The following is a 20,599-nucleotide window of genomic DNA, read 5'->3' as shown; positions in this document are numbered from 1 at the left end:
GCGACTGAACGCGTTCGGAGGTGCCGGGAGCACGCGCCGCGCACGTCACCCCGGCACCGCGAGGCGGGACCGGGGCGACGTGTGACCGCGGGCGGAGGAACCGGTGTCAGGCGGTCGTCTCGTCGAGGTCGAAGTCGCGCTCGAGCGAGATCGTCGGGATCGACGCGGTGATCACCGAGCCGTCGGCACGCAGCGTGCCCTGGATGTCGCTCGTGGTCGGAGCGTGCCCGGACATCCGCGGCCCGTGGTGCGGCAGCGGCACCACGGTGGGCTCCCCCGCCTCGATGTCCCACTGCTGGTTGTGCACCCACACGGTGAAGCCCGCACCGGTCTCGACCGTGAGCGTCATGGTGTCCTGCTCCAGGTCGATCCGCACGCGCGAGCCGCGCACCGTCAGGCGGTAGGACAGACGGTCCCAGTGCTTCGGCAGCCGCGGGTTGAAGGTCATCCGGCCACCGTGGTCGCGCATGCCGCCGAAGCCGTTGACCAGCGCACCCCAGATGCCACCGGTCGACGCGATGTGCACGCCGTCCGAGGTGTTGCCGTGCAGGTCCGCCAGGTCGACGTAGAGCGCGGTCTGGAAGTACTGGTCGGCGAGGTCGTGGTAGCCGACCTCGGCCGCCATGATCGACTGCACGACCGCCGACAGCGTGGAGTCACCGGTGGTGAGTGCGTCGTAGTAGTCGAAGTCGCGACGCTTCTCGGCCGCCGTGAACTCGTGCCCCTGCAGGAACAGTGCGAGCACGACGTCGGCCTGCTTGAGCACCTGGAACCGGTAGATCACCAGCGGGTGGTAGTGGAGCAGCAGCGGGCGCTTGGAGTCGGGGGTGTTCTCGAGGTCCCAGAGTTCCTTGTCGAGGAACTGGGCGTCCTGCGGGTGGATGCCGCGGTGCGGGTCGAAGGGGATCTCCATCGACTCGGCGGCGTGCTCCCACTCGACGAGCTCGTCGGGGCGCAGGCCGGTCCGGCGCACCATGCGGTCGTACTCTTCGGCGTCGTCGGCGGCGAGCTCGCGGCAGGCGTTGACGGCGAACCACAGGTTCGCACGCGCCATCACGTTCGTGTAGAGGTTGTCGTCGACGACGGTCGTGTACTCGTCCGGTCCGGTCACGCCGTCGATGTGGAACTTCTTGTCGCCGTTGGACCGCCAGAACCCGAGGTCGGCCCAGAGTCGGGCGGTCTCCACGAGCACGTCGATGGCGCCGCGCTTCAGGAACTCACGGTCGCCCGATGCCCGCACGTACTGCATGAGTGCATGGGCGATGTCGGCGTCGATGTGGTACTGCGCGGTGCCGGCGGCGTAGTACGCGCTGGACTCCTCGCCGTTGATGGTCCGCCACGGGAACAGCGCCCCGCGCTGGTTCAGCTCGCGGGCTCGCGCCCGTGCCGCGTCGAGCATGTTGTAGCGGAAGCGCAGGGCGTTCCGGGCAACGATCGGCGCCGTGTACGACAGGAACGGCAGGACGTAGATCTCCATGTCCCAGAAGTAGTGGCCGCCGTAGCCGGAGCCGGTGACGCCCTTCGCGGCGATGCCGTGGCCGTCGGTGCGGGCCGTGGCCTGCGCGAGCTGGAAGAGGTTCCACCGCACGGCCTGCTGGATCGCGGGCTGGCCGGTGATCTCGACGTCGCTGCGTGCCCAGTAGTCGTCGAGCCACTCGCGCTGCTTCGCGAAGGTCTCGTCGACGTTCTCGGCGTGTGCGCGGTCGAGCGTGCGCTCGCACCGGTCGGCGAGCTCACGCACGGGCACGCCGCGCGAGGTGTGGTAGACCACGTGCTTCACGAGGCGGATGGGCTGACCGGCGCGGGCCTGCACCCGGTAGACGTGCTTCGCCAGGTCGTCCTCGATCGACGACGACTCGTCCCAGCTGTTCTCGGTCTCGATGTGGTGCTCGACGCCGACGCAGATCGTCATGCCGGAGCTGGACGCCTGGTACCCGAGGACCGAACGGTCACCGGTGCTGCGCTTGACCTTCGGCACGAGCACCCGCTCGGTGAACGACTCGGCCTTGCGGGGGTCGAAGGCGTTCGCCGCGGCCCGCATGCCGGCGTGGTACTCGTCCTGCACGTCCTGGCGGTTGAGGATCTGGCTGGACAGCAGGATCGAGGCGTCTGCGTCGAGCACGGTGACCTCGTAGTCGATGACGGCGAGGTGCCGGTCGGTGAACGACACGAGCCGGCGCGACCGGATGAGGACCCGCTTGCCGGACGGCGTCGACCACTCGGTCTCGCGGAACAGGTACCCGCCACGGAACTCCAACCGGCGGGTGTGCCGCAGGATGTCGGCCTCGGCCAGCACCAGGGGCTCGTCGTCGACGTAGAGGCGGATGACCTTGGCGTCGGGCGCGTTGATGATCGTCTGCCCGGTCTTCGCGAAGCCGAAGGCGTCTTCCGCGTGCCGGATCGGCCAGGTCTCGTGGAAGCCGTTGACGTACGTGCCGTACTGCACGCCGCCACGGCCTTCGTCGAGGTTGCCGCGCAGGCCGAGGTACCCGTTGCCGACAGCGAAGTTCGTCTCGGCGACGCCCTGCTCGTCGGGGGTGTACTCGGTCTCGACGAGGGCCCACTCGTCGATCGGGTAGCGGACGCGGTCGAGGGGGTCCGAGGTGATGGGGTTCATGCTGCTCCGTGGGAAGGGAGGGAGATGGGTACGTCGGTGCGGCGGGCAGGCAGGGAGCGCCCGGCCGGGTGGCCTACGTCGTGCTGGTGCTGGCGACCGGTGCGGGCAGGTCGTCGAGGAGTTCGGCGAGGTCGGACACCACGACGTCGGCACCGTGCTCGCGCAGGGCGTCCGCCCCGGCACCGCGGTCGACACCGATGACCAGACCGAACGAACCGTTGCGGCCGGCTTCGACCCCGCTCGTCGCGTCTTCCACCACGACGCACTCGGCGGCGGTGAGCCCGAACCGCGTTGCCGCGTCGAGGTAGGTGTCGGGCGCCGGCTTGCCGGTCAGGCCGTCCTGGCGCGCGACGAGCCCGTCGACGACCACAGGGAACCGGTCGAGGATGCCCGCCGTCCGGAGCACCGAGGTGGCGTTCGCCGAGCTCGAGACGACCGCGACGGACAGACCGGCGTCGATCGCGGCGGTCAGGAACCGCAGCGAGCCCGGGTAGGGCTCGACACCGTGCTCGTCGAGCTCGGCCGTGAACTCCGCGTTCTTCCGGTTGCCGAGCCCGCACACCGTGTCGGTGTCGGGCGCTTCGTCCGGGGTGCCCTGCGGCAGGTCGATGCCACGCGACTCGAGCAGCGAGCGCACGCCGTCGTACCGGGGCTTGCCGTCGATGTACGTGAAGTAGTCCTGCTCGGTGTACGGCGCGACCCCGTGCGCTTCGAGGTACGGCGTGAAGAGCCGGCTCCAGGCCCGCATGTGCACGTCGGCGGTGGGGGTGAGCACGCCGTCGAGGTCGAACAGGAGCGCTCGCTGGTCACTGAGTCGAGCGGGCGTGCGCTGGTCCTGCGTCGTCATCTGCGGTCCTCCGGGGACTGGTGGTGGACGTGTGGCTCCCGACGAGTCTAGGACCGCTCCAGGTGCCGGGTCCCGACGCGCCGCACGCTGTGGAGAGAGTTCACCAGGGGCTGCACTGTGCAGGGGGAACCCCCTCCGCGGCGCACCTGTGAAGCCTCCGAGACACACCCCGGCACGCTGACCCGGACGAAAGGCACCTCCATGACCAGCGACACCACCGCCGCACCCCACGACGGCTCGCAGTCGAAGCTCCGCCAGGCGATCACCGGCCCGCTGCTGTTCCTCTTCATCCTGGGCGACGTGCTCGGCGCCGGCATCTACGCGTTGATGGGGACCCTGGCGGAGGACGTCGGCGGAGCGCTCTGGGCACCGTTGGTGCTCGCGCTCCTGCTGGCCCTGCTCACCGCGGGGTCGTACGCCGAACTCGTGACGAAGTACCCGAAGGCGGGCGGTGCCGCGGTCTTCGCCGAACGGGCCTACAAGACGCCGATCGTCTCGTTCCTGGTCGGCTTCAGCATGCTCGCCGCCGGTGTCACGAGCGCCGCCGGGTTGTCGCTCGCCTTCGCCGGCGACTACCTCGGCACCTTCGTCGACCTGCCTCCGGTGCCCACCGCGATCGTCTTCCTCGCCCTGATCGCCTGCCTGAACGCCCGCGGCATCTCCGACTCGCTCAGGAGCAACGTCGTGATGACGGTCATCGAGGTCTCCGGCCTCGTCATCGTGGTCGTCGTCGTGGCCGTGATGATCGGCGGGGGCGGCGGCGACGTCTCGCGCATCGGCGCGTTCCCGTCCGAGGCGAACCCGGCCCTGGCGACGCTGAGCGCCGCGATCGTCGCCTACTACTCGTTCGTCGGCTTCGAGACGTCCGCCAACATCGCCGAAGAGGTCCGCGACCCCCGCCGCGTCTACCCGAAGGCCCTGTTCGGCGCCCTCGCCACGGCCGGCGTCGTCTACGTCCTCGTCGCCCTCGCCAGCGCGATCGCCCTGCCCGCGTCCGAGCTGTCCGAGTCCAGCGGCCCGCTGCTCGCGGTCGTCTCCGCCACCGGCGTCCCGATCCCCGACTGGGTCTTCAGCCTCATCGCCCTGGTCGCCGTCGCGAACGGCGCGCTGCTCACGATGATCATGGCGAGCCGCGTGACCTACGGCATGGCCGAGCAGCGGCTCCTGCCCGCCCTGCTCGCGAAGGTCCTGCCGAACCGGAAGACCCCGTGGACCGCGATCGTCGCCACGACGGTCGTCGCGATGCTCCTGACCCTGGTGGGTGACGTGGGCGTGCTGGCCGAGACCGTCGTGCTCCTGCTGCTCTTCGTGTTCATCAGCACGAACGTCGCCGTCCTGGTGCTCCGCCGCGACCACGTCGAGCACGACCACTTCCGGGTCTGGACCTTCGTCCCGGTGCTCGGGGTGCTGTCGTGCGTCCTGCTGCTCACGCAGCAGAGCGGGCAGGTCTGGCTCTACGCCGCGATCCTGCTCGCCGTCGGCGTGGTGCTCTACTTCATCGCCCGGTTCACCGGGCGCCGTTCCGGACGCGACCACGAGGCGGGCGTGATCCACTGACGTCGCACCACGGGCCTCCAGGCAGACCGTCTGGAGGCCCGTGGTGCGTCCGCCGGTCGGCGCGCGGAGTCAGCGCAGGTCGCGCACCCAGGCCTCGACCGCGTCCGAGATCTGCTGCCGGGCATCAGCACGGCTGATGGTCGCCGTCCGGTCGCCCGGCTGGTCGCCGTAGGCACCGAAGTCGGCGTGGTTCGACCCCTGGATCTCGGTCATGGTGGCGGTCGACGGCAGCTTGTCCCGCGCGGCGTCGACCTTGGCCGGCGTCGACAGGCCGTCACGCGAACCGGAGACGCTCAGCACGTCGATGTACGAGCGGCTGATGTCGTTCGCGCAGTAGCTGCCGAAGAGCAGCAGACCGTCGGCGTCCTGGGCGAGCTGGCACGCACGGACCCCGCCGAGGGAGTGCCCGCCGACGGCCCAGCGCGTGACCGAGGGGGCGTGGGCCTCGAACGTGGCGAGCGGCCGGGTGTCGAAGAACGCCAGGTTGAGCGTCGGCTTCGTGATGACGACCGTCGTGCCGTTGGCGACCACCTGCCGGAACGTCGCCATGTAGGCGTAGGGATCCACCTTCGCACCGGGGATGAACACGATCCCGACCCCGTCGGCCTGGCCGGTCGGGGTCATCACCACCGAGTCACCGGCGTCCCGCACCGCGATCCGGTCGTCACGCCAGACCTGCAGGGCGGCACTGCGCGTGCCCTGCATGACGATGTGCGCCCACACGAGGAACACCACCGCGAGCAGGACGACGACGGCGACGATCCAGGTGGTCCAGCGCAGCGCTCGGTTCATGTGGCCACCGTACGGCGCATCAGGACCTCGGTCCGGCCGTCCGGCAACGGATCGCCGGGTTCGTCGCGTGCGCTGAAGCCGACGTGCTCGTAGGCGCGACGGGCGACGGCGTTGTCGGGCAGCACCGAGAGTTCGAGTTCGGTGGCTCCGGTAGCAGCCGCCCACGTGGCGATGGCGTCGATGAGTGCACGGGCGATGCCGCGGCCGCGCGCTGCCGGGGCGACCCACATCGAGATGAGCTCGGCGGGGCCGTCCGGGTCGGTGGGCGGGACGCCGCTGGCCATCCCGACGACCGCGCCGGGTCCGTCGGCATCGGTGTCGACCGCGAGCAGGTCGAGCGCTCCCGGGATCGACAGGCGGGTGCGCCACCGGTGCTCGGGGGCGTCCACCCAGTCCTGCAGCGTCGAGCCGAAGGCGTGCGGGGCGTCGGCGAGGGCGCGGAGGCGCACGGGTCGCCACGCTTCCCAGTCGTCGGCGGTCACGCGGCGCAGTTCGATCCCCACGTCCCGACGGTACCGCGGAGCGGGGTGCGACCGGCAGGGCGGGACCGGCAGGGCGGGACCGGCAGGGTCCCGCATCCAGTGCGCAGAAGACGTCGGGTGCGGTGGTCGCACCCGACGTCTTCTGCTCACTCGTCGGCCGTCGCCCGGGAAGGGCGACCGGGACTACGCCTTGATGGCGGCGCGGATCTCGGCGGCGGCTGCGCCGACGTCCGAGGCGCTGTAGATCGCGCTGCCGGCGACGGCGATGCGGGCACCGGCATCCTGCACCGAGGCGACCGAGGACGCGTTCACGCCGCCCGCGATCGAGAACGGGACGCCCGAGTCCTTGCCGGCGTCGAGCAGGGTCGAGAAGGTGAAGCCCTCTTCCGCCTGCTCGTCGAGCCCGGCGTGGACCTCGACGAACTCGGCGCCGAGTGCGACGACCTCGCGGGCACGGGCGGCCTTGTCGGAGACGCCGATCAGGTCGACGACGATGCCCTTGCCGTGCTTCTTCGCGGCCTTGACGGCGCCGACGATCGTCGAGTCGCCGGCGACACCGAGGACGGTGACCAGGTCGGCACCGGCCGAGAAGGCGATGTCGGCCTCGAGCTCACCGGCGTCCATGGTCTTGAGGTCGGCGAACACGATCTTGTCGGGGTGCGCTTCCTTGATCGCGGTGACGGCGGACAGGCCGGCGCTCTTGATCAGGGGCGTGCCGAGCTCGAGGACGTCGACGTGCGGCGCGGCCGCGGCGGCGAGCTCGAGGGCGGCTTCGGTGGTCAGGGTGTCCATGGCGAACTGGAGCTGCATGGGTGTGCCTTTCATTCGAGGTTGGCGTGACGGGGCCAGAGGTCGTCGGCGGACTGCCCGCCTCGGGCCCACAGGGCGTGGAACACGGCGTCGCCCACCAGGGCGACAGCCTGTTCGAAGAGGCCACCGGCGTACTGGGCCGAGGCGGTGCCGGAGCGGTCGGTCTTCGTCGCGGCGGGCAGCACGATCGTGACGTCCGCCAGCTCGGAGAGCGGGGAGTCGTCGGTGGTCGAGAGCGCCACGACGGATGCCCCGACCTCGTGCGCGGTGCGTGCGGCCTGCACGATGCCGGTGGTCGTCCCGGAACCGCTCGCGACGAGGAGCAGGTCACCCTGCCGGATGGCCGGGGTGGTGACCTCGCCCACGACGTGCGCGTCGAGCCCCAGGTGCATGAGACGCATCGCGGTCATGCGGAGGGCGAGGCCGGAGCGACCGGCGCCGTGGACGAACACCCGGTCGGCGCCCTCGATCAGGTCGAGTGCACGCTGTGCGGGAGCGTCGTCGAGGCGGGCCGCCAGGTCGCCGACCTCGCGGACGACCAGGTCGAGCGCTGCGGAGACGGTGGTTGCTGCCATGACGACGATCCTTCCGTCAGCAGACCCTGCGCGCCGCTACCCGCCCCGGCAGGGGTCCCATCCCATCGGGTGGGCCCGTCCGCTCGGGTGGGACGGGTACGGTCGCCTCCATGGACGCATCGGTCGACACCCTGGAGGCCCGGGGCGGCTCCGCCATCCGGCTCGCGGCCGCCGAGCACGCCCGCACCGTCGCCGAGCAGGCGGACCGGCACGCCCTCACCCTCGAATCCGTCCTCGCCGTGCTCCGGTCGTCGCGGGTCACCGACGCGGCCGCCCGGGCCGAGGCCGTCGAGATCGCCTCGGCCGCCCTCGTCGACCTGCGCACCGTGACCGATCAGCAGCGGAGCACCCTGCTCGAACCCGTCACCGGTGCGTTCTCGCGGCTGCGCGCCGATCTGCGGCCGCTCGTGCGCTTCGGGGACCTCGACGTGCAGTTCGTCGAGCCGCCGGCCACCGGGCGTGCGTTGCCGGGTGACGTCGCCCACGCGGCCCGGGCGATCGTGCGGACCGCGGTGCTCGCCCTGGTCGACGACGGTGCGGCGAAGCGGGTGCGCATCCAGTGGGACTGCGACGGCCGGAACCTGCTCATGCAGCTCCGCGACGACGGCTCCGGCACGCTCGACGTGCAGGACGACGCCATGCGACCGATCGCCGAGCGGGTCGTCACGCTCGACGGGCGGGTGCAGGTCGCGAGCACCCCGGGGTGGGGATCGGTGCTCGACATCTCCCTGCCGCTCGACCCACGGCCGACCGAGGTGGACGCGGTCGACGACGGCGATCTGACCCCGCGGGAGCGCGACGTGCTGCGGCTCGTGGCGACCGGTGTCGGCAACCGGGAGATCGCCGAGGGGCTCGGCATCAGTGTCAACACCGTGAAGTACCACGTGGCGAACCTGCTCCGGAAGCACGGCGCCCGGACCCGGGCGGAGCTCGCGGCGTTCAGCTCCCGGGCGTGAACCGTCGGGACCGCGACGCGTACCGGGTTCCTACGCTCCGGGGGCGAAGCGGTACCCCATTCCGGACTCCGTCACCAGGAAGCGCGGGTGCGCGGGGTCGGGCTCGAGCTTCCGCCGCAGCTGGGCCATGTAGAGGCGCAGGTACCCGGAGTCGTTGCCGTGCGTCGGCCCCCAGACCTCGGTCAACAGCATCTCGCGGGTCATCAGCCGGTCGGGGTTCGTGACCAGGACCTCGAGCAGGCGCCACTCGGTGGGCGTCAGGCGGATCGCCGGACCCTCGGCCGGGGTGACCTGCTTCGCGACGAGGTCCACGAGCAGCGGTCCGATCGCGATCGTCGGGGTCTCCTCCGTCGCCACCACCCGGCGTCGTCCGAGTGCCCGCAGCCGGGCGAGGAGCTCGTCCATCTGGAACGGCTTCGTCACGTAGTCGTCGGCACCGGCGTCGAGCGCGTCGACCTTGTCGGACGAGTCGGTCCGGCCGGAGAGCACCAGGACGGGCACCTGCGACCAGGCCCGGACGCCCTCGAGCACCCCGATGCCGTCGAGTCGGGGCATGCCGAGGTCGAGGAGCACCAGGTCGGGGCGCTCGGTGATGACGGCGTCGATCGCCTCGCGCCCGTCCCGAGCCGTGACGACGTCGTACCCTCGCGCCGAGAGCGTCACCGACAGCGCACGGACGAGCTGCGCGTCGTCGTCAGCGATCAGGACCTTCATCGGATCTCCACTCCCACGTGCCCGGCGATCGGCAGCCGCACCACGACGGTGAGGCCACCGCCCGGGGTGTCGTCGACCTCGATCGTGCCGCCCATGCCCTCGGTGAACCCGCGTGCCAGAGCCAGGCCGAGCCCGAGGCCGGTCTCGTTGTCGGTGTCGCCGAGCCGCTGGAACGGCTGGAACACCTCGTCGCGGCGGTCCGCGGGGATCCCGGGGCCGTGGTCGGCGACGCGGAGTTCGACCACGCCGGCGAAGGCGCTGGCGGCGACCCGGACGTGGGTGCCATCCGGGGCGTACCGGGCGGCGTTGGCGAGCAGGTTCACGACGACGCGCTGCAGCAGGACGGGGTCGGCGAGCACCGGCGGCAGGTCGGCGGGCAGGTCGAGGTCGACGTCGTCGGGGCCGAGCTCGAGCTCGTCGAGTGCGGGGGCGACCACCGTCTCGAGTGCGATCGACGCCGGGGTGACCGCGAGGACACCGGCCTGCACGCGGCTGACGTCCAACAGGTCTGCCAACAGCACCGCCAGCTGACCGAGGCTCTCGTCGGCGGTCGCGAGCAGCGCCTCCCGGTCGGGTCCGGACAGGTCGATGTCGGGCGCACGCAGCGTCTGCACGGCGGCGGAGGCCGCTGCGATCGGTCGGCGCACGTCGTGGCCGACGGCCGCGAGCAGTGCGCTCCGGACCCGGTCGGCGGCGGCGATGCGTTCGGCGCCGACGGCCGTGCGGGTCAGCTCGCGGTGCTCGACGGCGGCGTCGAGCTGCTGCTCGACGACCCGCAGCAGGCGGCGCTGGGTCGGGTCGTCGGGTGCGCCGGCGAACTCGAGCACGGCGCCGGAAGCGAGCGTCGTCGACGCGTCCGGCGTCGCACCGAACTCGCCGGAGGTCGCCGGCACCTCGTCGCCCTGGCGGATCCGGACGCCGGCGAAGCCGAAGGCCTCACGGGTGCGGTCGAGCAGCGCCTGCAGGGCGTCGTCACCACGGAGCACACTGCCGGCGATGCCCATCAGGAGCCCGGACTCGGCCGAGGCCCGACGGGCGGCACGTGACCGGCGGGCGGACCGGTCGACCACGAAGCTGACCAGCACCGCGCTGATGACGTACATGACCAGCGCGAACAGGTGCCACGGCTGCTGGACCGTCACCATGTAGAGGGGTTGCACGAAGAAGTAGTCGAGACTCAGCCCGGACAGCACGGCCGCGAACACCGCCGGCCACATCCCGCCCACGAGCGCCACGACGAGCACGAGCAGCTGGTACGCCAGCACGTCGACGGTGATGGCGTCCGGGTCGCTGCCGATCGACAGCACCCAGGTGAGCAGCGGGCCGACCAGGACCGACAGCACGAACCCGGCGATCACGCGTCCGCGGGACAGACTGCCCCCGAGCTTCGGCAGGGTGATCCCGCCGCCGGCCCGCTCGTGCGTGACGACGTGCACGTCGATGTCGCCGGACTCCCGGATGACGGTGTTGCCGATGCCCGGACCGGTCATGGCGGCCGCGAGCCGGCTGCGGCGGCTGACCCCGATCACGATCTGGGTGGCGTCGATCGACCGTGCGAACCGCACCAGGGTGCTCGGTACGTCGTCGCCGACGACCTGGTGGTACGTCCCACCGAGTTGCTCGAGCAGGGTCCGCTGCTTGCCGAGCGCGCCGGGGTGCCGCACCCGCAGGCCGTCGTTCGTGGTCACGTGGACGGCGGCGAGCTCGCCGCCGGCGCTGCGGGCGGCGATGCGGGCGCCGCGGCGCAGCAGGGTCTCGCCCTCGGGGCCGCCGGTCAGGGCGACGAGCACGCGCTCCCGGGTCTCCCAGCGGTGTTCGATGCCGTGCTCGGCGCGGTAGGCCTTGAGCGCGTCGTCGACCTCGTCCGCGAGCCAGAGCAGGGCGATCTCGCGCAGGGCGGTGAGGTTGCCGAGGCGGAAGTAGTTCGACAGCGCGGCGTCGATCCGGGCCGCCGGGTACACGAGCCCGTCGGAGAGCCGTTCGCGCAGCGCTGCCGGGGCCAGGTCGACGACCTCGATCTGGTCGGCCGCACGCACCACGGCGTCGGGGACGGTCTCGCGCTGCACGGTGCCGGTGATCTCGCGGACCACGTCGCCGAGGGACTGCATGTGCTGCACGTTCACCGTCGAGATGACGTCGATGCCGGCGTCCCGCAGCGCTTCGACGTCCTGCCAGCGCTTCTCGTTCGGGCTGCCGGGGGCGTTCGTGTGGGCCAGTTCGTCGACGAGCGCGACCTCGGGTGCCCGGGCGATGACGGCGTCGAGGTCGAGGTCGTCCAGGTCGACGCCGCGGTGCGAGACGGTGCGGCGGGGCACCACCTCGAGCCCGTTCACCAGGGCCGCGGTGGCGGCGCGCTCGTGCGTCTCGACGACGGCGACGACCACGTCGCGACCCTCGTCGAGCAGCCGACGCCCCTCTTCGAGCATCGTGTAGGTCTTGCCGACACCGGGCGCTGCACCGAGCAGGACCCGCAGCTTCCCGCGCTTCACGTGCTCATCCTCTCGCGTGCGGGGGTCGGTCTCCGCAAAACACCGGTGTTCACCTGTCGCACCGCGGTCTGCGGGTGTTCGACGCGCGAGCACCGGTGTCTTGCGGAGGGGTCGCCCACGCTCAGGACGCCTTCGCCAGCGCCAGGTTCAGCGCGAGCACGTTCACCACGGGCTCACCGAGGAACCCGAGCTGCCGCGACTCGGTGTGCGACTGCACGAGCTGCCGCACGGTGGCGACGGACAACCCCCGTGCCGATGCCACGCGCGCCACCTGCTGGCGTGCGTACTCCGGGCTGATGTCCGGGTCGAGCCCCGAGCCCGAGGCGGTCACGGCGTCGGCCGGCACCTGTGCGGCGGGGACCCCGTCGGCCTTCGCCAGGGCGGTACGACGCTCCTCGACGGCCTTGAGCAGGTCGGCGTTGTTCGGCCCGAGGTTCGAGCCGGAGGACGCCCCCGCGTCGTAGCCGTCCCCGGCGGCGGACGGCCGCGACTGGAACCAGCGGTCGGCCTGCTTGCCGGTGAACGACTGCCCGATCAACGAGGAACCGACGACCTTGCCGGACGAGTCCGTGACCATCGAGCCGTTGGCCTGGTCGTGGAACGCCGCCTGCCCGACGCCCCAGACGGCGAGCGGGTACCCGACGCCGAGGACGACGGTGGCGACGAGGGTGAGGCGGATCGCCACACCGGCGGAACGGAAGGTGGAACGTGCAGATGCCATGACTAGAACCCCGGGATGAGACCGACCACGAGGTCGATCAGTTTGATGCCGATGAAGGGGACGACCACGCCGCCCAGCCCGTAGACGAGCAGGTTGCGGCCGAGGATCGACGACGCTGCGGCTGCGCGGTACTTGACGCCACGCAGGGACAGCGGGATGAGCGCCACGATGACGAGCGCGTTGAAGACGACCGCCGACAGGATCGCGGACGACGGGCTGTGCAGCCCCATGATGTTGAGCGCCGCGAGGCCCGGGAACGCGGCCTGGAACATCGCCGGGATGATCGCGAAGTACTTCGCGACGTCGTTGGCGATGGAGAAGGTGGTCAGGGCACCGCGGGTGATGAGCAGCTGCTTGCCGATGCGGACGACGTCGATGAGCTTGGTCGGGTCGGAGTCGAGGTCGACCATGTTGCCCGCCTCCTTCGCCGCCGTCGTACCGGTGTTCATCGCGACGCCGACGTCCGCCTGGGCCAGGGCCGGGGCGTCGTTGGTTCCGTCGCCGGTCATGGCGACGAGGTTGCCGCCCTCCTGCTCGCGCTTGATGTACGCGAGCTTGTCCTCCGGGGTGGCCTCGGCGAGGAAGTCGTCGACGCCGGCCTCGTGGGCGATGGCTGCCGCGGTGCGGGGGTTGTCACCGGTGATCATCACCGTGCGGATGCCCATCGACCGGAGCTCGGCGAACCGTGATGCCATGCCGTCCTTGACGACGTCCTTCAGGTGCACGACGCCGAGCAGCGTGACCGCACCGGTCGACGACCGACGGCCGACGACGAGCGGGGTGCCGCCCTGGTCGGAGATCTCCGCGACGGTCGCGTCGATGGCCGAAGCAACACCGGCTTCGGTGGTGTCCGCCCAGGCGAGCACAGCCGCAGCGGCGCCCTTCCGGATCTGCGATCCGTCGGGCAGGTCGAGACCGGACATGCGCGTCTGCGCCGTGAACGGCACCTCGACGGCCCCGCCGGGCAGGCCCACGGCGGCGCCGTCCTCGCGCGCCAGGTCGACGATCGAGCGTCCTTCCGGGGTGCTGTCCGCGGCACTCGACAGCGCTGCAGCTTCGAGCAGGTCGGCGGTCGTCACGCCCGGCACGGGCACCACGCGGGATGCCCGGCGGTTGCCGTAGGTGATCGTGCCGGTCTTGTCGAGCAGCAGCGTCGTGATGTCACCGGCGGCCTCGACCGCGCGGCCCGACATCGCGAGCACGTTGTGCTGCACGAGTCGGTCCATGCCGGCGATGCCGATCGCGGAGAGCAGGGCCCCGATGGTGGTCGGGATGAGGCAGACGAGCAGGGCGATGAGCACCGGCACGCTGACCGTCGCACCGACGAGCCCCGCGATGGGCTGCATCGTCAGGCAGACGATCACGAAGACGATCGACAGCGAGGCGAGCAGGATGTTCAGCGCGATCTCGTTCGGCGTCTTCTGCCGTGCCGCACCCTCGACCAGACGGATCATCCGGTCGATGAAGGTCTCGCCCGGGGTCGAGGTGATGCGCACCACGATCCGGTCGGACAGCACGCGGGTGCCGCCGGTGACGGCGCTGCGGTCGCCGCCGGACTCGCGGATGACCGGTGCCGACTCACCCGTGACGGCCGACTCGTCGACCGACGCGATGCCGTCGATGACGTCACCGTCGCCCGGGATGACCTCGCCCGCGACGACCAGGACCACGTCGCCCTTGGCCAGGTCGACGGAAGCGACCTCCTCGGTCGCGTTGCCGGTCGCGGCCGCGTCGGACGTCGCGTACCCGAGCACCCGGCGGGCACTCGTGGTCGAGCGGGTCTTCCGCAGGGTGTCGGCCTGGGCCTTGCCGCGGCCCTCGGCCACCGACTCCGCCAGGTTGGCGAAGACGACGGTGAGCCAGAGCCAGACGGCGATGGCGATCGTGAAGGCGGACGGCTCGACGACGGCGGCTGCCGTCGTCAGCGCCGCGCCGACCTCGACGATGAACATGACGGGGTTCCGCCACATGAGTCGCGGATCGAGTTTCCGCAGGGCGCCCGGGAGGCCCGCCACCAGCTGGCGGGGTCCGAATGCGGACGAGCGGATGGCCGGCCTGGAGGCGGTGGTCGCCTCGTGCTCGGAGGTCACGGTGGTCATGACAGTCCTTCTGCGAGCGGACCCAGTGCGAGCACCGGGAAGTAGGTGAGTGCGGTGACGATGACGGCGACGCCGCCGAGCAGCACGATGAAGAGCGGGCGGTGGGTGGGCAGGGTGCCGGCGGTCTCCGGCACCCGGTCCTGCGCCGCGAGGGATCCGGCGAGCGCCAGGACGAACACCATCGGCACGAAGCGGCCGAGCAGCATCACGACGCCGAGCGAGGAGTTCATCCACGTGGTGTTCGCGGTGAGTCCGCCGAAGGCCGAGCCGTTGTTGTTCGCGCCCGAGGTGAAGGCGTAGAGCAGCTCGGTCAGCCCGTGGTTGCCGGGGTTGAAGATCGACGTCCCGAGCACCTGTTCGCGGACCCCGGGGATCACGAGCGAGAGCCCGGTGGCCAGGAGCACGAGCGTCGGCGTGACGAGGATGTACAGCGCCGCGAAGGTCATCTCCTTGGCGCGGATCTTCTTGCCGAGGTACTCCGGGGTTCGGCCGACGAGCAGGCCGCCGATGAACACCGTGATGACGGCGAGCACGAGCATGCCGTACAGGCCGGAGCCGACGCCGCCGGGGGTGACCTCGCCGAGCATCATGTTGACGAGCGCCATCATCCCGCCGATCGGGGTGTAGCTGTCGTGCATCGCGTTGACCGCACCGGTGGACGTCGAGGTGGTCGCGGTCGAGAAGAGCGTCGAACCGAGGATGCCGAAGCGGCTCTCCTTGCCCTCCATCGCGGCCCCGGCAGCGTGTGTGGCGACGCCGCCGCCGCCGAGCTCGGCGATCGACATGACCGACAGCGACACGAGGAAGATCGCGCCCATCACGGCGAGGATCGCGTAGCCCTGACGGTCGTCGCCGACCAGTCGCCCGAACGTGCGCGGGAGCGAGAACGGGATGACGAGCATCAGGAAGATCTCGACGAGGTTCGTCCACGCCTGCGGGTTCTCGAACGGGTGCGCCGAGTTGGCGTTGAAGTAGCCGCCACCGTTCGTGCCGAGTTCCTTGATCGCCTCCTGCGAGGCGACGAACCCGTCGGGGATGTGCTGCGTGCCACCGATGAGCGTGGTGACGTCGGTACCGCTCCCCCACGACTGGACGACCCCGCCGGCGACGAGGATGATCGCGAAGACGAACGCGCCGGGCAGCAGCAGTCGGCCGAGACCGCGGACGACGTCCACCCACACGTTGCCGAGCGTGCCGGACTTGCGACGGGCGAACCCACGCACCAGGGCCACGGCGACCGAGAGACCGACGGCCGCGGACAGGAAGTTCTGCACCGCCAGGCCGGCCATCTGTACCGAGTAGCCGAGGGTGACCTCGGGCGAGTACGACTGCCAGTTCGTGTTCGACACGAACGACGCCGCGGTGTTGAACGCGAGCGAGGGTCCGACGGCGGGCAGCCCGAGGTCGCCGGGCAGGACGACCTGGATGCGCTGCAGCAGGTAGACGAGCAGGAGCCCGGCGACGCTGAACAGCAGCACCCCGCGCAGGTACACGGGCCAGGACTGCTCGGCGTCCGGATCGACGCCGATCAGCCGGTAGACCCCGCGCTCGACCCGGTTGTGCCGGACGGGTGTGAAGACCTTCGCCATCCAGTCGCCGAGCGGGCGGTACGCGACGACGAGCAGCAGGACGAGGGTGGCGACCTGGGCGATGCCCGCCCAGAGGTCCGCGGCGCCCACTAGAAGCGCTCCGGACGCACGAGCGCCCAGACGAGGTACACGACAGCGGCGATGCCGAGGACGGCGGCCGCGATGGTGATGCCGATCACAGCCGTTCCACCCCCTTGGCGATCAGTGCCACCACGCCGAACACGGCGAGGACACCGGCGACGACGAACACGTCGAACACGAGGGACTCCAGAAGGTCTGCGGTGTCCGCGCCGGGTGACGCGGACCGGCACCACTTGTGGTGCCGAACCGATGCTGGATCCTGCGCCGGGCCTCCGTTCCGCTCCTAACGGATCCCTGACGCCGGCCTGGCGGACGCATGCACGCTCCTAACGCGTTCCGGCGTCCTACGATCGAGACGTGACGATCCCCGTGGTCCCCGCCCGTCCCGGTACGACGGCGTCCGTCGTGGCGGCCGGACTGCTGGCGGTCGCCGGCGTCGGGTTCGGTGTGCTCTGGGGGACGGTGTTCGCGCCGCTGTGGATCTTCGGCGAACGGCGACAGATGCTGCTGTGGTTCTGGGCGGCACCGTTGTCCGTCGTGCCGTGGCTCGTGGCCGTCGCGGCGCTCGTGCTCGCCGCGACGGGGTGGTTCCGCGGTGGTGGCCGGAGCCGGGCGGCGTTGACCATCGGGTGCATCGCGTTCGTCGTGCTCGCGCCGGTGGCGATGTTCTTCGGCGGATCCATCACGGGCGACTGACGCGCAACCGGTCGACGAGGTCGGCCACGGCCTCGACGAGCTCGTCCGGACCCACGACGACGAAGTCGACCGCAAGACCCGCGACCACGCCGGCGAGCCCGTCCCACGACCACGATCCGAGGGTGACGCTGACCCGGTCGCCCTCGAGCTGCTCGACCACGGCGTCCTCGGGCAGGTACGGCGCGATCCGCCGCGCATCGCCCGCCGTCGTGGTCACCGACCCGGTGCACGGCCACACGTCGTCGACCGCCGCGCCCTTGAACCGCGCGGACACGAACGCGGCCGCATCGCCACCGGGGATCGGACGTGGCGTGAAGGGGACGCGGGTGCGCATCCGCGGCGTGATCCGGTCGATGCGGTGCGTGCGCCATTCGTCGCGGGCGGCATCCCAGTCGAGCAGGTACCAGCGACCGTTCCGGGCGACGACGGCGTGCGGTTCCACCCGGTGCGGGGTCTCGTCGTCGCCGTACCCGAAGCGGAAGACCTCCTGCAGGTGGACGGCCTCGCTCACCGCCACCAGGACCTCCGGGTCGGTGGTGGTCCGGCTCGTCGCGGTCACGGCCTGCACCGCGTCGACCCGGGACCGCAGTCGCGCGGGCATCACCTGCCGGACGGTCGCCAGGGCGCGGGCCGCCGACTCGGCGACGTCCGCCCCCGATGCCGGTGCCACGGCGAGCGCCAGGGCGATCGCCACCGCCTGGTCGTCGTCGAAGAGCAGCGGGGGCAGGTCGGAGCCGGCCTCGAGCCGGTAGCCGCCGGCCGGTCCGCGGAGCGCCTCGACCCGGTACCCGAGCCCACGGAGTCGATCGACGTCGCGGCGGACCGTACGGGGACTGACCTCGAGCCGCCCGGCCAGCTCGTCCCCCGGCCAGTCGCGGTGCACCTGGAGCAGGGAGAGCAGCGTGAGCATCCGTGCGGAGGGTCCGGCCATGGCGTCCATCTTCGTCCGAGAAGCGGACAGGATCTGACCGCATTGCCCGAGATCCTCGTCCCATGAGCATCGAAACGACAACCCACCTCAACTTCGACGGCGACGCCCGCGCGGCGCTCGACTTCTACGCATCGGTCTTCGGCGGCGAGGTCACCGCCGCCACCTACGGCCAGATGGGCGCCCTGGACGACCCGGACTGGGCGGACCGCATCGTCTTCGGGCAGGTCTCCACGGCCGCCGGCTTCCGCGTCATGGCCTTCGACGTCTGGCCCGGGCAGCCCTACGACCAGGGATCGAACGCCTTCTACGTGTTCGTGCACGGCGACGACACGGCCGAGATCGAGCGGTACTGGGCGGCACTGTCCGAGGGCGCCGAAGTACGGCAGCCCCTGGAACCCTCGGCCTGGGCACCGTTGGCCGGGCAGCTGCGCGACCGCTTCGGCGTGGTCTGGCAGCTCGACGTCGCGGCCCCGACCGAGTAACGCGGCGGTGCGGCCCGGATGGTCCCGCCCCGCACCGACGCTCGGACGTTTGTGAACCACTTCCCCACGGAATCCGGCCGCCGATAGCGTGCTGGCATGCCCGAGTTCCGCCCGATGCCCGGTTACGAGCTCGGCCACGGATGGGTGGCCGCCCGCCGACGCCGCTCCCGGTTCGGCAGCGTGTGGCGCTGGATCGGGCCGCCGGTCGCACTCGTCGCCGTCGTCGCTGCCGCGCTGCTGTTCCACTGGTACGCGGGCGTGGCCGACCAGGTCGAGTGGGAGTGCGCGGTGTCCACCTGCGGCACGAGCGACCCGCGGTCCTTCGCGCCGGAGGGGTGCTGGGCGCTCCTCGTGCTCGCCGGTCTCGGCACCGTCCGGGTCCCCGGGCGGTGGTGGTGGACGGGCGCGCTCCTGCTCGGGTTCGCGCTCGTCGCCGCGTGGTCGATCGACTGGTGGCGGATGCCCGGCATCGACCTCGGGCTGTTCGTGACGCCGATCGGAGCCGGGAGCCTGGGCGTCGTCCTCCTGCTCGCCCGGATCGGGATGGCCGTCGACCGTGTGCGCGGGCGAGCCCACACCGCCCGTCGGCGGGCCGAACAGGACAGTCCGCGGGACGTGGGCGAGCGCTGACCCGGTCGGAGGATCAGCCCGAGCGGCTCCAGGTGCTGACCGTCACGGTCGCGGTCACGCTCGTCGGCGCGAACACCTGCTCCGCCGAGACGTGGTGGTGGCTCGGCCCCATGTGCACGACGTCGTGGACGTCCTCCGCCGACAGCTCCATGGACCACATCAGGTCCTCGGAGGACCGCAGCGCGAACGACGGCGTCAGGGAGTCGTGCAGTCGGCGCTCCTTCTCCGGGTCCACGCTGATCGTCGCCTCGGCGAGCTCCGCCAGGTGGCCGGTCCGCGGGGTCACCACCACGAGCACGCCGTCGGCGTGCAGGACGCGGGCGTACTCGGTCTGGTTGCGGGGTGCGAAGACGTCGAGCAGGACGGCGGCAGCGCCGTCGACGACCGGGAGGCGCTCGGTCACGTCACCGACGACGGCCCCCGCGCGCTCGTGGGCGCGTGCCGCACGCCGGATCGCGACGGCCGACAGGTCGAGCGCGACCCCGAGCCTCCCGTCCGCCGCGCGCAGCGCATGCGCCAGGTAGGTCCCCGGGCCGGAACCGACGTCGAGCACGATGCCGGGCGCGGTGGCGTCCGCGACGATCGCGGCGAGCGCCCGCTCGACGGGCGCGTAGTGGCCGCGCCCCAGGAACCGCAGCCGCGCGTCCACCATCTCCGGGGTGTCCGCGGTGAGTGCGCGGCGCTTCGCGGGCAGGAGGGTCAGGTGGCCCTGCTTCGCCTCGTCGAACCGGTGACCGTTCGGGCAGCCGACCTGGCCGCCGTCGACGCGGCCGAGGGGCTCGGCGCACACGGGGCAGGCGAGCATCGGCAGCAGGTCGTCACGCACCGGCCCAGCGTACGGGCCTGGCTCCCCCTGACCGGATGTCGGTGCTGCGCGGCAGTACGGTCAGGACATGGCAGTCATCGAGCAGGCAACGCTCCGCCCCTCCAAGGCCGAGGCGCTCGCCGCCTGGCTCCCCGACCAGGCGTGGAGCGGCGTCGTCGCGGGAGCGCCGCTCGAGGTCGTCGGGCAGTTCCGGTTCGACGACCCCGCTGGCGAGGTCGGCATCGAAGTGCTGCTCGTCCGCACCGACGGCGGCCGGGTCCTGCAGGCGCCACTGACCTACCGGGACGCACCGCTGCCGGGTGCCGACGCGTTCCTGGTGACCGAAATGGACCACTCCGTGCTCGGACGACGGTGGGTGTACGACGCGGTGGGCGATCCCGTGCACGCCGACGTGCTGCGCCGGGCGATCGTCACCGGCGGGCACGAAGCGGAGCTCGAGTTGGCCAACGGTGCCGGACAGCGGCCGAAGGACGCCTGGGCCAGCGGCAGCGGCTCCGAACCCGACTCCCCCACGATCACCTCGTTGCACGCGACGACGACGGGTGCGGTGACGTCGATCGCGACCGACCACGGCACGATCGTCGTCGCTCGGGTCGTCGGTACGGCCCTGCCCGAGGGCGAGACGCTGACCGGGACGTGGACGGACGGCTCCGAGGTGCTCGCCGTCCTGCTGCCCGAACGCGCCTGAGGTACTGGCAGGGCCTG

Annotated in this window: 20 protein-coding genes; 6 read left to right on the top strand and 14 right to left on the bottom strand. The window is 71.6% G+C overall.

All coding sequences use genetic code 11. The features are described from left to right. Window positions 1–106: 106 nt before the first annotated feature. Both H489_RS32180 and H489_RS32175 read right to left on the bottom strand, forming a co-directional pair. On the bottom strand, window positions 107–2,617 hold the full coding sequence (locus H489_RS32180; RefSeq protein ID WP_017887953.1) for a glycoside hydrolase family 65 protein: 2,511 nt from the start codon (window positions 2,615–2,617) through the stop codon (window positions 107–109). Window positions 2,618–2,690: 73 nt separating this feature from the next. Continuing rightward, entirely contained in the window at window positions 2,691–3,464 is a 774-nt protein-coding gene (locus tag H489_RS32175) for an HAD family hydrolase (RefSeq protein WP_017887952.1), read from the bottom strand. 201 nt (window positions 3,465–3,665) lie between these two features. On the opposite strand from H489_RS32175, the gene H489_RS32170 reads away from it, so the two are divergent. Continuing rightward, on the top strand, window positions 3,666–5,021 hold the full coding sequence (locus tag H489_RS32170; RefSeq protein WP_017887951.1) for an APC family permease: 1,356 nt from the start codon (window positions 3,666–3,668) through the stop codon (window positions 5,019–5,021). A gap of 69 nt (window positions 5,022–5,090) precedes the next feature. Here H489_RS32170 and H489_RS32165 read toward each other — a convergent pair whose 3' ends face one another. The 4 genes from H489_RS32165 to hxlB form a co-directional block, all read right to left on the bottom strand. Next, window positions 5,091–5,813, bottom strand: a complete 723-nt coding sequence (locus tag H489_RS32165) for an alpha/beta hydrolase (RefSeq protein WP_017887950.1) — start codon at window positions 5,811–5,813, stop codon at window positions 5,091–5,093. Then, the gene (locus H489_RS32160) at window positions 5,810–6,316 is read right to left on the bottom strand and encodes a GNAT family N-acetyltransferase (protein ID WP_017887949.1); all 507 of its coding nucleotides are present in this window, start codon (window positions 6,314–6,316) and stop codon (window positions 5,810–5,812) included. Before H489_RS32160 ends, H489_RS32165 begins: the two co-directional genes overlap by 4 nt. A gap of 162 nt (window positions 6,317–6,478) precedes the next feature. After that, window positions 6,479–7,105, bottom strand: coding sequence for a 3-hexulose-6-phosphate synthase (gene hxlA / locus H489_RS32155; RefSeq protein ID WP_017887948.1), 627 nt, complete (start codon window positions 7,103–7,105; stop codon window positions 6,479–6,481). 11 nt (window positions 7,106–7,116) lie between these two features. Further along, complete coding sequence (gene hxlB / locus H489_RS32150) at window positions 7,117–7,680, bottom strand: 6-phospho-3-hexuloisomerase (protein ID WP_017887947.1); 564 nt, start codon at window positions 7,678–7,680, stop codon at window positions 7,117–7,119. 110 nt (window positions 7,681–7,790) lie between these two features. On the opposite strand from hxlB, the gene H489_RS32145 reads away from it, so the two are divergent. Further along, window positions 7,791–8,636 carry a helix-turn-helix transcriptional regulator gene (locus H489_RS32145; protein ID WP_017887946.1) on the top strand — a complete coding sequence of 282 codons (846 nt, stop codon included), beginning with the start codon at window positions 7,791–7,793 and terminating at the stop codon, window positions 8,634–8,636. Between the two features lie 30 nt (window positions 8,637–8,666). Here H489_RS32145 and H489_RS32140 read toward each other — a convergent pair whose 3' ends face one another. From H489_RS32140 to H489_RS32115, 6 genes are all read right to left on the bottom strand, one after another. After that, complete coding sequence (locus H489_RS32140) at window positions 8,667–9,350, bottom strand: response regulator (RefSeq protein ID WP_017887945.1); 684 nt, start codon at window positions 9,348–9,350, stop codon at window positions 8,667–8,669. Continuing rightward, window positions 9,347–11,839: an ATP-binding protein gene (locus H489_RS32135; RefSeq protein WP_017887944.1), complete on the bottom strand. Its 2,493-nt coding sequence runs from the start codon at window positions 11,837–11,839 to the stop codon at window positions 9,347–9,349. Before H489_RS32135 ends, H489_RS32140 begins: the two co-directional genes overlap by 4 nt. Before the next feature lie 121 nt (window positions 11,840–11,960). After that, complete coding sequence (gene kdpC / locus H489_RS32130) at window positions 11,961–12,560, bottom strand: K(+)-transporting ATPase subunit C (RefSeq protein ID WP_017887943.1); 600 nt, start codon at window positions 12,558–12,560, stop codon at window positions 11,961–11,963. A gap of 2 nt (window positions 12,561–12,562) precedes the next feature. Continuing rightward, window positions 12,563–14,659 (bottom strand): potassium-transporting ATPase subunit KdpB, encoded by a 2,097-nt coding sequence (gene kdpB, locus H489_RS32125; protein ID WP_017887942.1) that lies wholly within the window; start codon window positions 14,657–14,659, stop codon window positions 12,563–12,565. Next, a complete protein-coding gene (gene kdpA, locus H489_RS32120) occupies window positions 14,656–16,338 on the bottom strand; it encodes a potassium-transporting ATPase subunit KdpA (protein ID WP_017887941.1) in 1,683 nt (560 codons plus the stop codon). The genes kdpB and kdpA overlap by 4 nt, the downstream gene beginning before the upstream one ends. Further along, window positions 16,338–16,427, bottom strand: coding sequence for a potassium-transporting ATPase subunit F (locus H489_RS32115; protein WP_017887940.1), 90 nt, complete (start codon window positions 16,425–16,427; stop codon window positions 16,338–16,340). The genes kdpA and H489_RS32115 overlap by 1 nt, the downstream gene beginning before the upstream one ends. A gap of 259 nt (window positions 16,428–16,686) precedes the next feature. Between H489_RS32115 and H489_RS32110 the strand changes: the two genes are divergently transcribed. Next, a complete protein-coding gene (locus H489_RS32110) occupies window positions 16,687–17,025 on the top strand; it encodes a hypothetical protein (protein ID WP_017887939.1) in 339 nt (112 codons plus the stop codon). Here the strand turns inward: H489_RS32110 and H489_RS32105 are convergent. Beyond that, window positions 17,012–17,956, bottom strand: coding sequence for a helix-turn-helix transcriptional regulator (locus H489_RS32105; RefSeq protein WP_017887938.1), 945 nt, complete (start codon window positions 17,954–17,956; stop codon window positions 17,012–17,014). The two genes, H489_RS32110 and H489_RS32105, sit on opposite strands and share 14 nt — an antisense overlap. Before the next feature lie 62 nt (window positions 17,957–18,018). On the opposite strand from H489_RS32105, the gene H489_RS32100 reads away from it, so the two are divergent. Both H489_RS32100 and H489_RS32095 read left to right on the top strand, forming a co-directional pair. After that, window positions 18,019–18,438, top strand: a complete 420-nt coding sequence (locus H489_RS32100) for a VOC family protein (RefSeq protein ID WP_017887937.1) — start codon at window positions 18,019–18,021, stop codon at window positions 18,436–18,438. A 96-nt stretch (window positions 18,439–18,534) separates the two neighbouring features. Continuing rightward, complete coding sequence (locus H489_RS32095; protein ID WP_017887936.1) at window positions 18,535–19,068, top strand: hypothetical protein; 534 nt, start codon at window positions 18,535–18,537, stop codon at window positions 19,066–19,068. Window positions 19,069–19,081: 13 nt separating this feature from the next. Here H489_RS32095 and H489_RS32090 read toward each other — a convergent pair whose 3' ends face one another. After that, window positions 19,082–19,894, bottom strand: coding sequence for a putative RNA methyltransferase (locus H489_RS32090; RefSeq protein WP_017887935.1), 813 nt, complete (start codon window positions 19,892–19,894; stop codon window positions 19,082–19,084). A 67-nt stretch (window positions 19,895–19,961) separates the two neighbouring features. Between H489_RS32090 and H489_RS32085 the strand changes: the two genes are divergently transcribed. Beyond that, window positions 19,962–20,582: a CG0192-related protein gene (locus tag H489_RS32085; protein ID WP_017887934.1), complete on the top strand. Its 621-nt coding sequence runs from the start codon at window positions 19,962–19,964 to the stop codon at window positions 20,580–20,582. Window positions 20,583–20,599: the final 17 nt, after the last annotated feature.

Origin of the sequence: Curtobacterium flaccumfaciens UCD-AKU (assembly GCF_000349565.1) — a bacterium.
Taxonomy (GTDB): domain Bacteria; phylum Actinomycetota; class Actinomycetes; order Actinomycetales; family Microbacteriaceae; genus Curtobacterium; species Curtobacterium poinsettiae.
The sequence above is the reverse complement of the archived record's forward strand: the minus strand, read 5'-3'. Positions and strand labels throughout refer to the sequence as shown.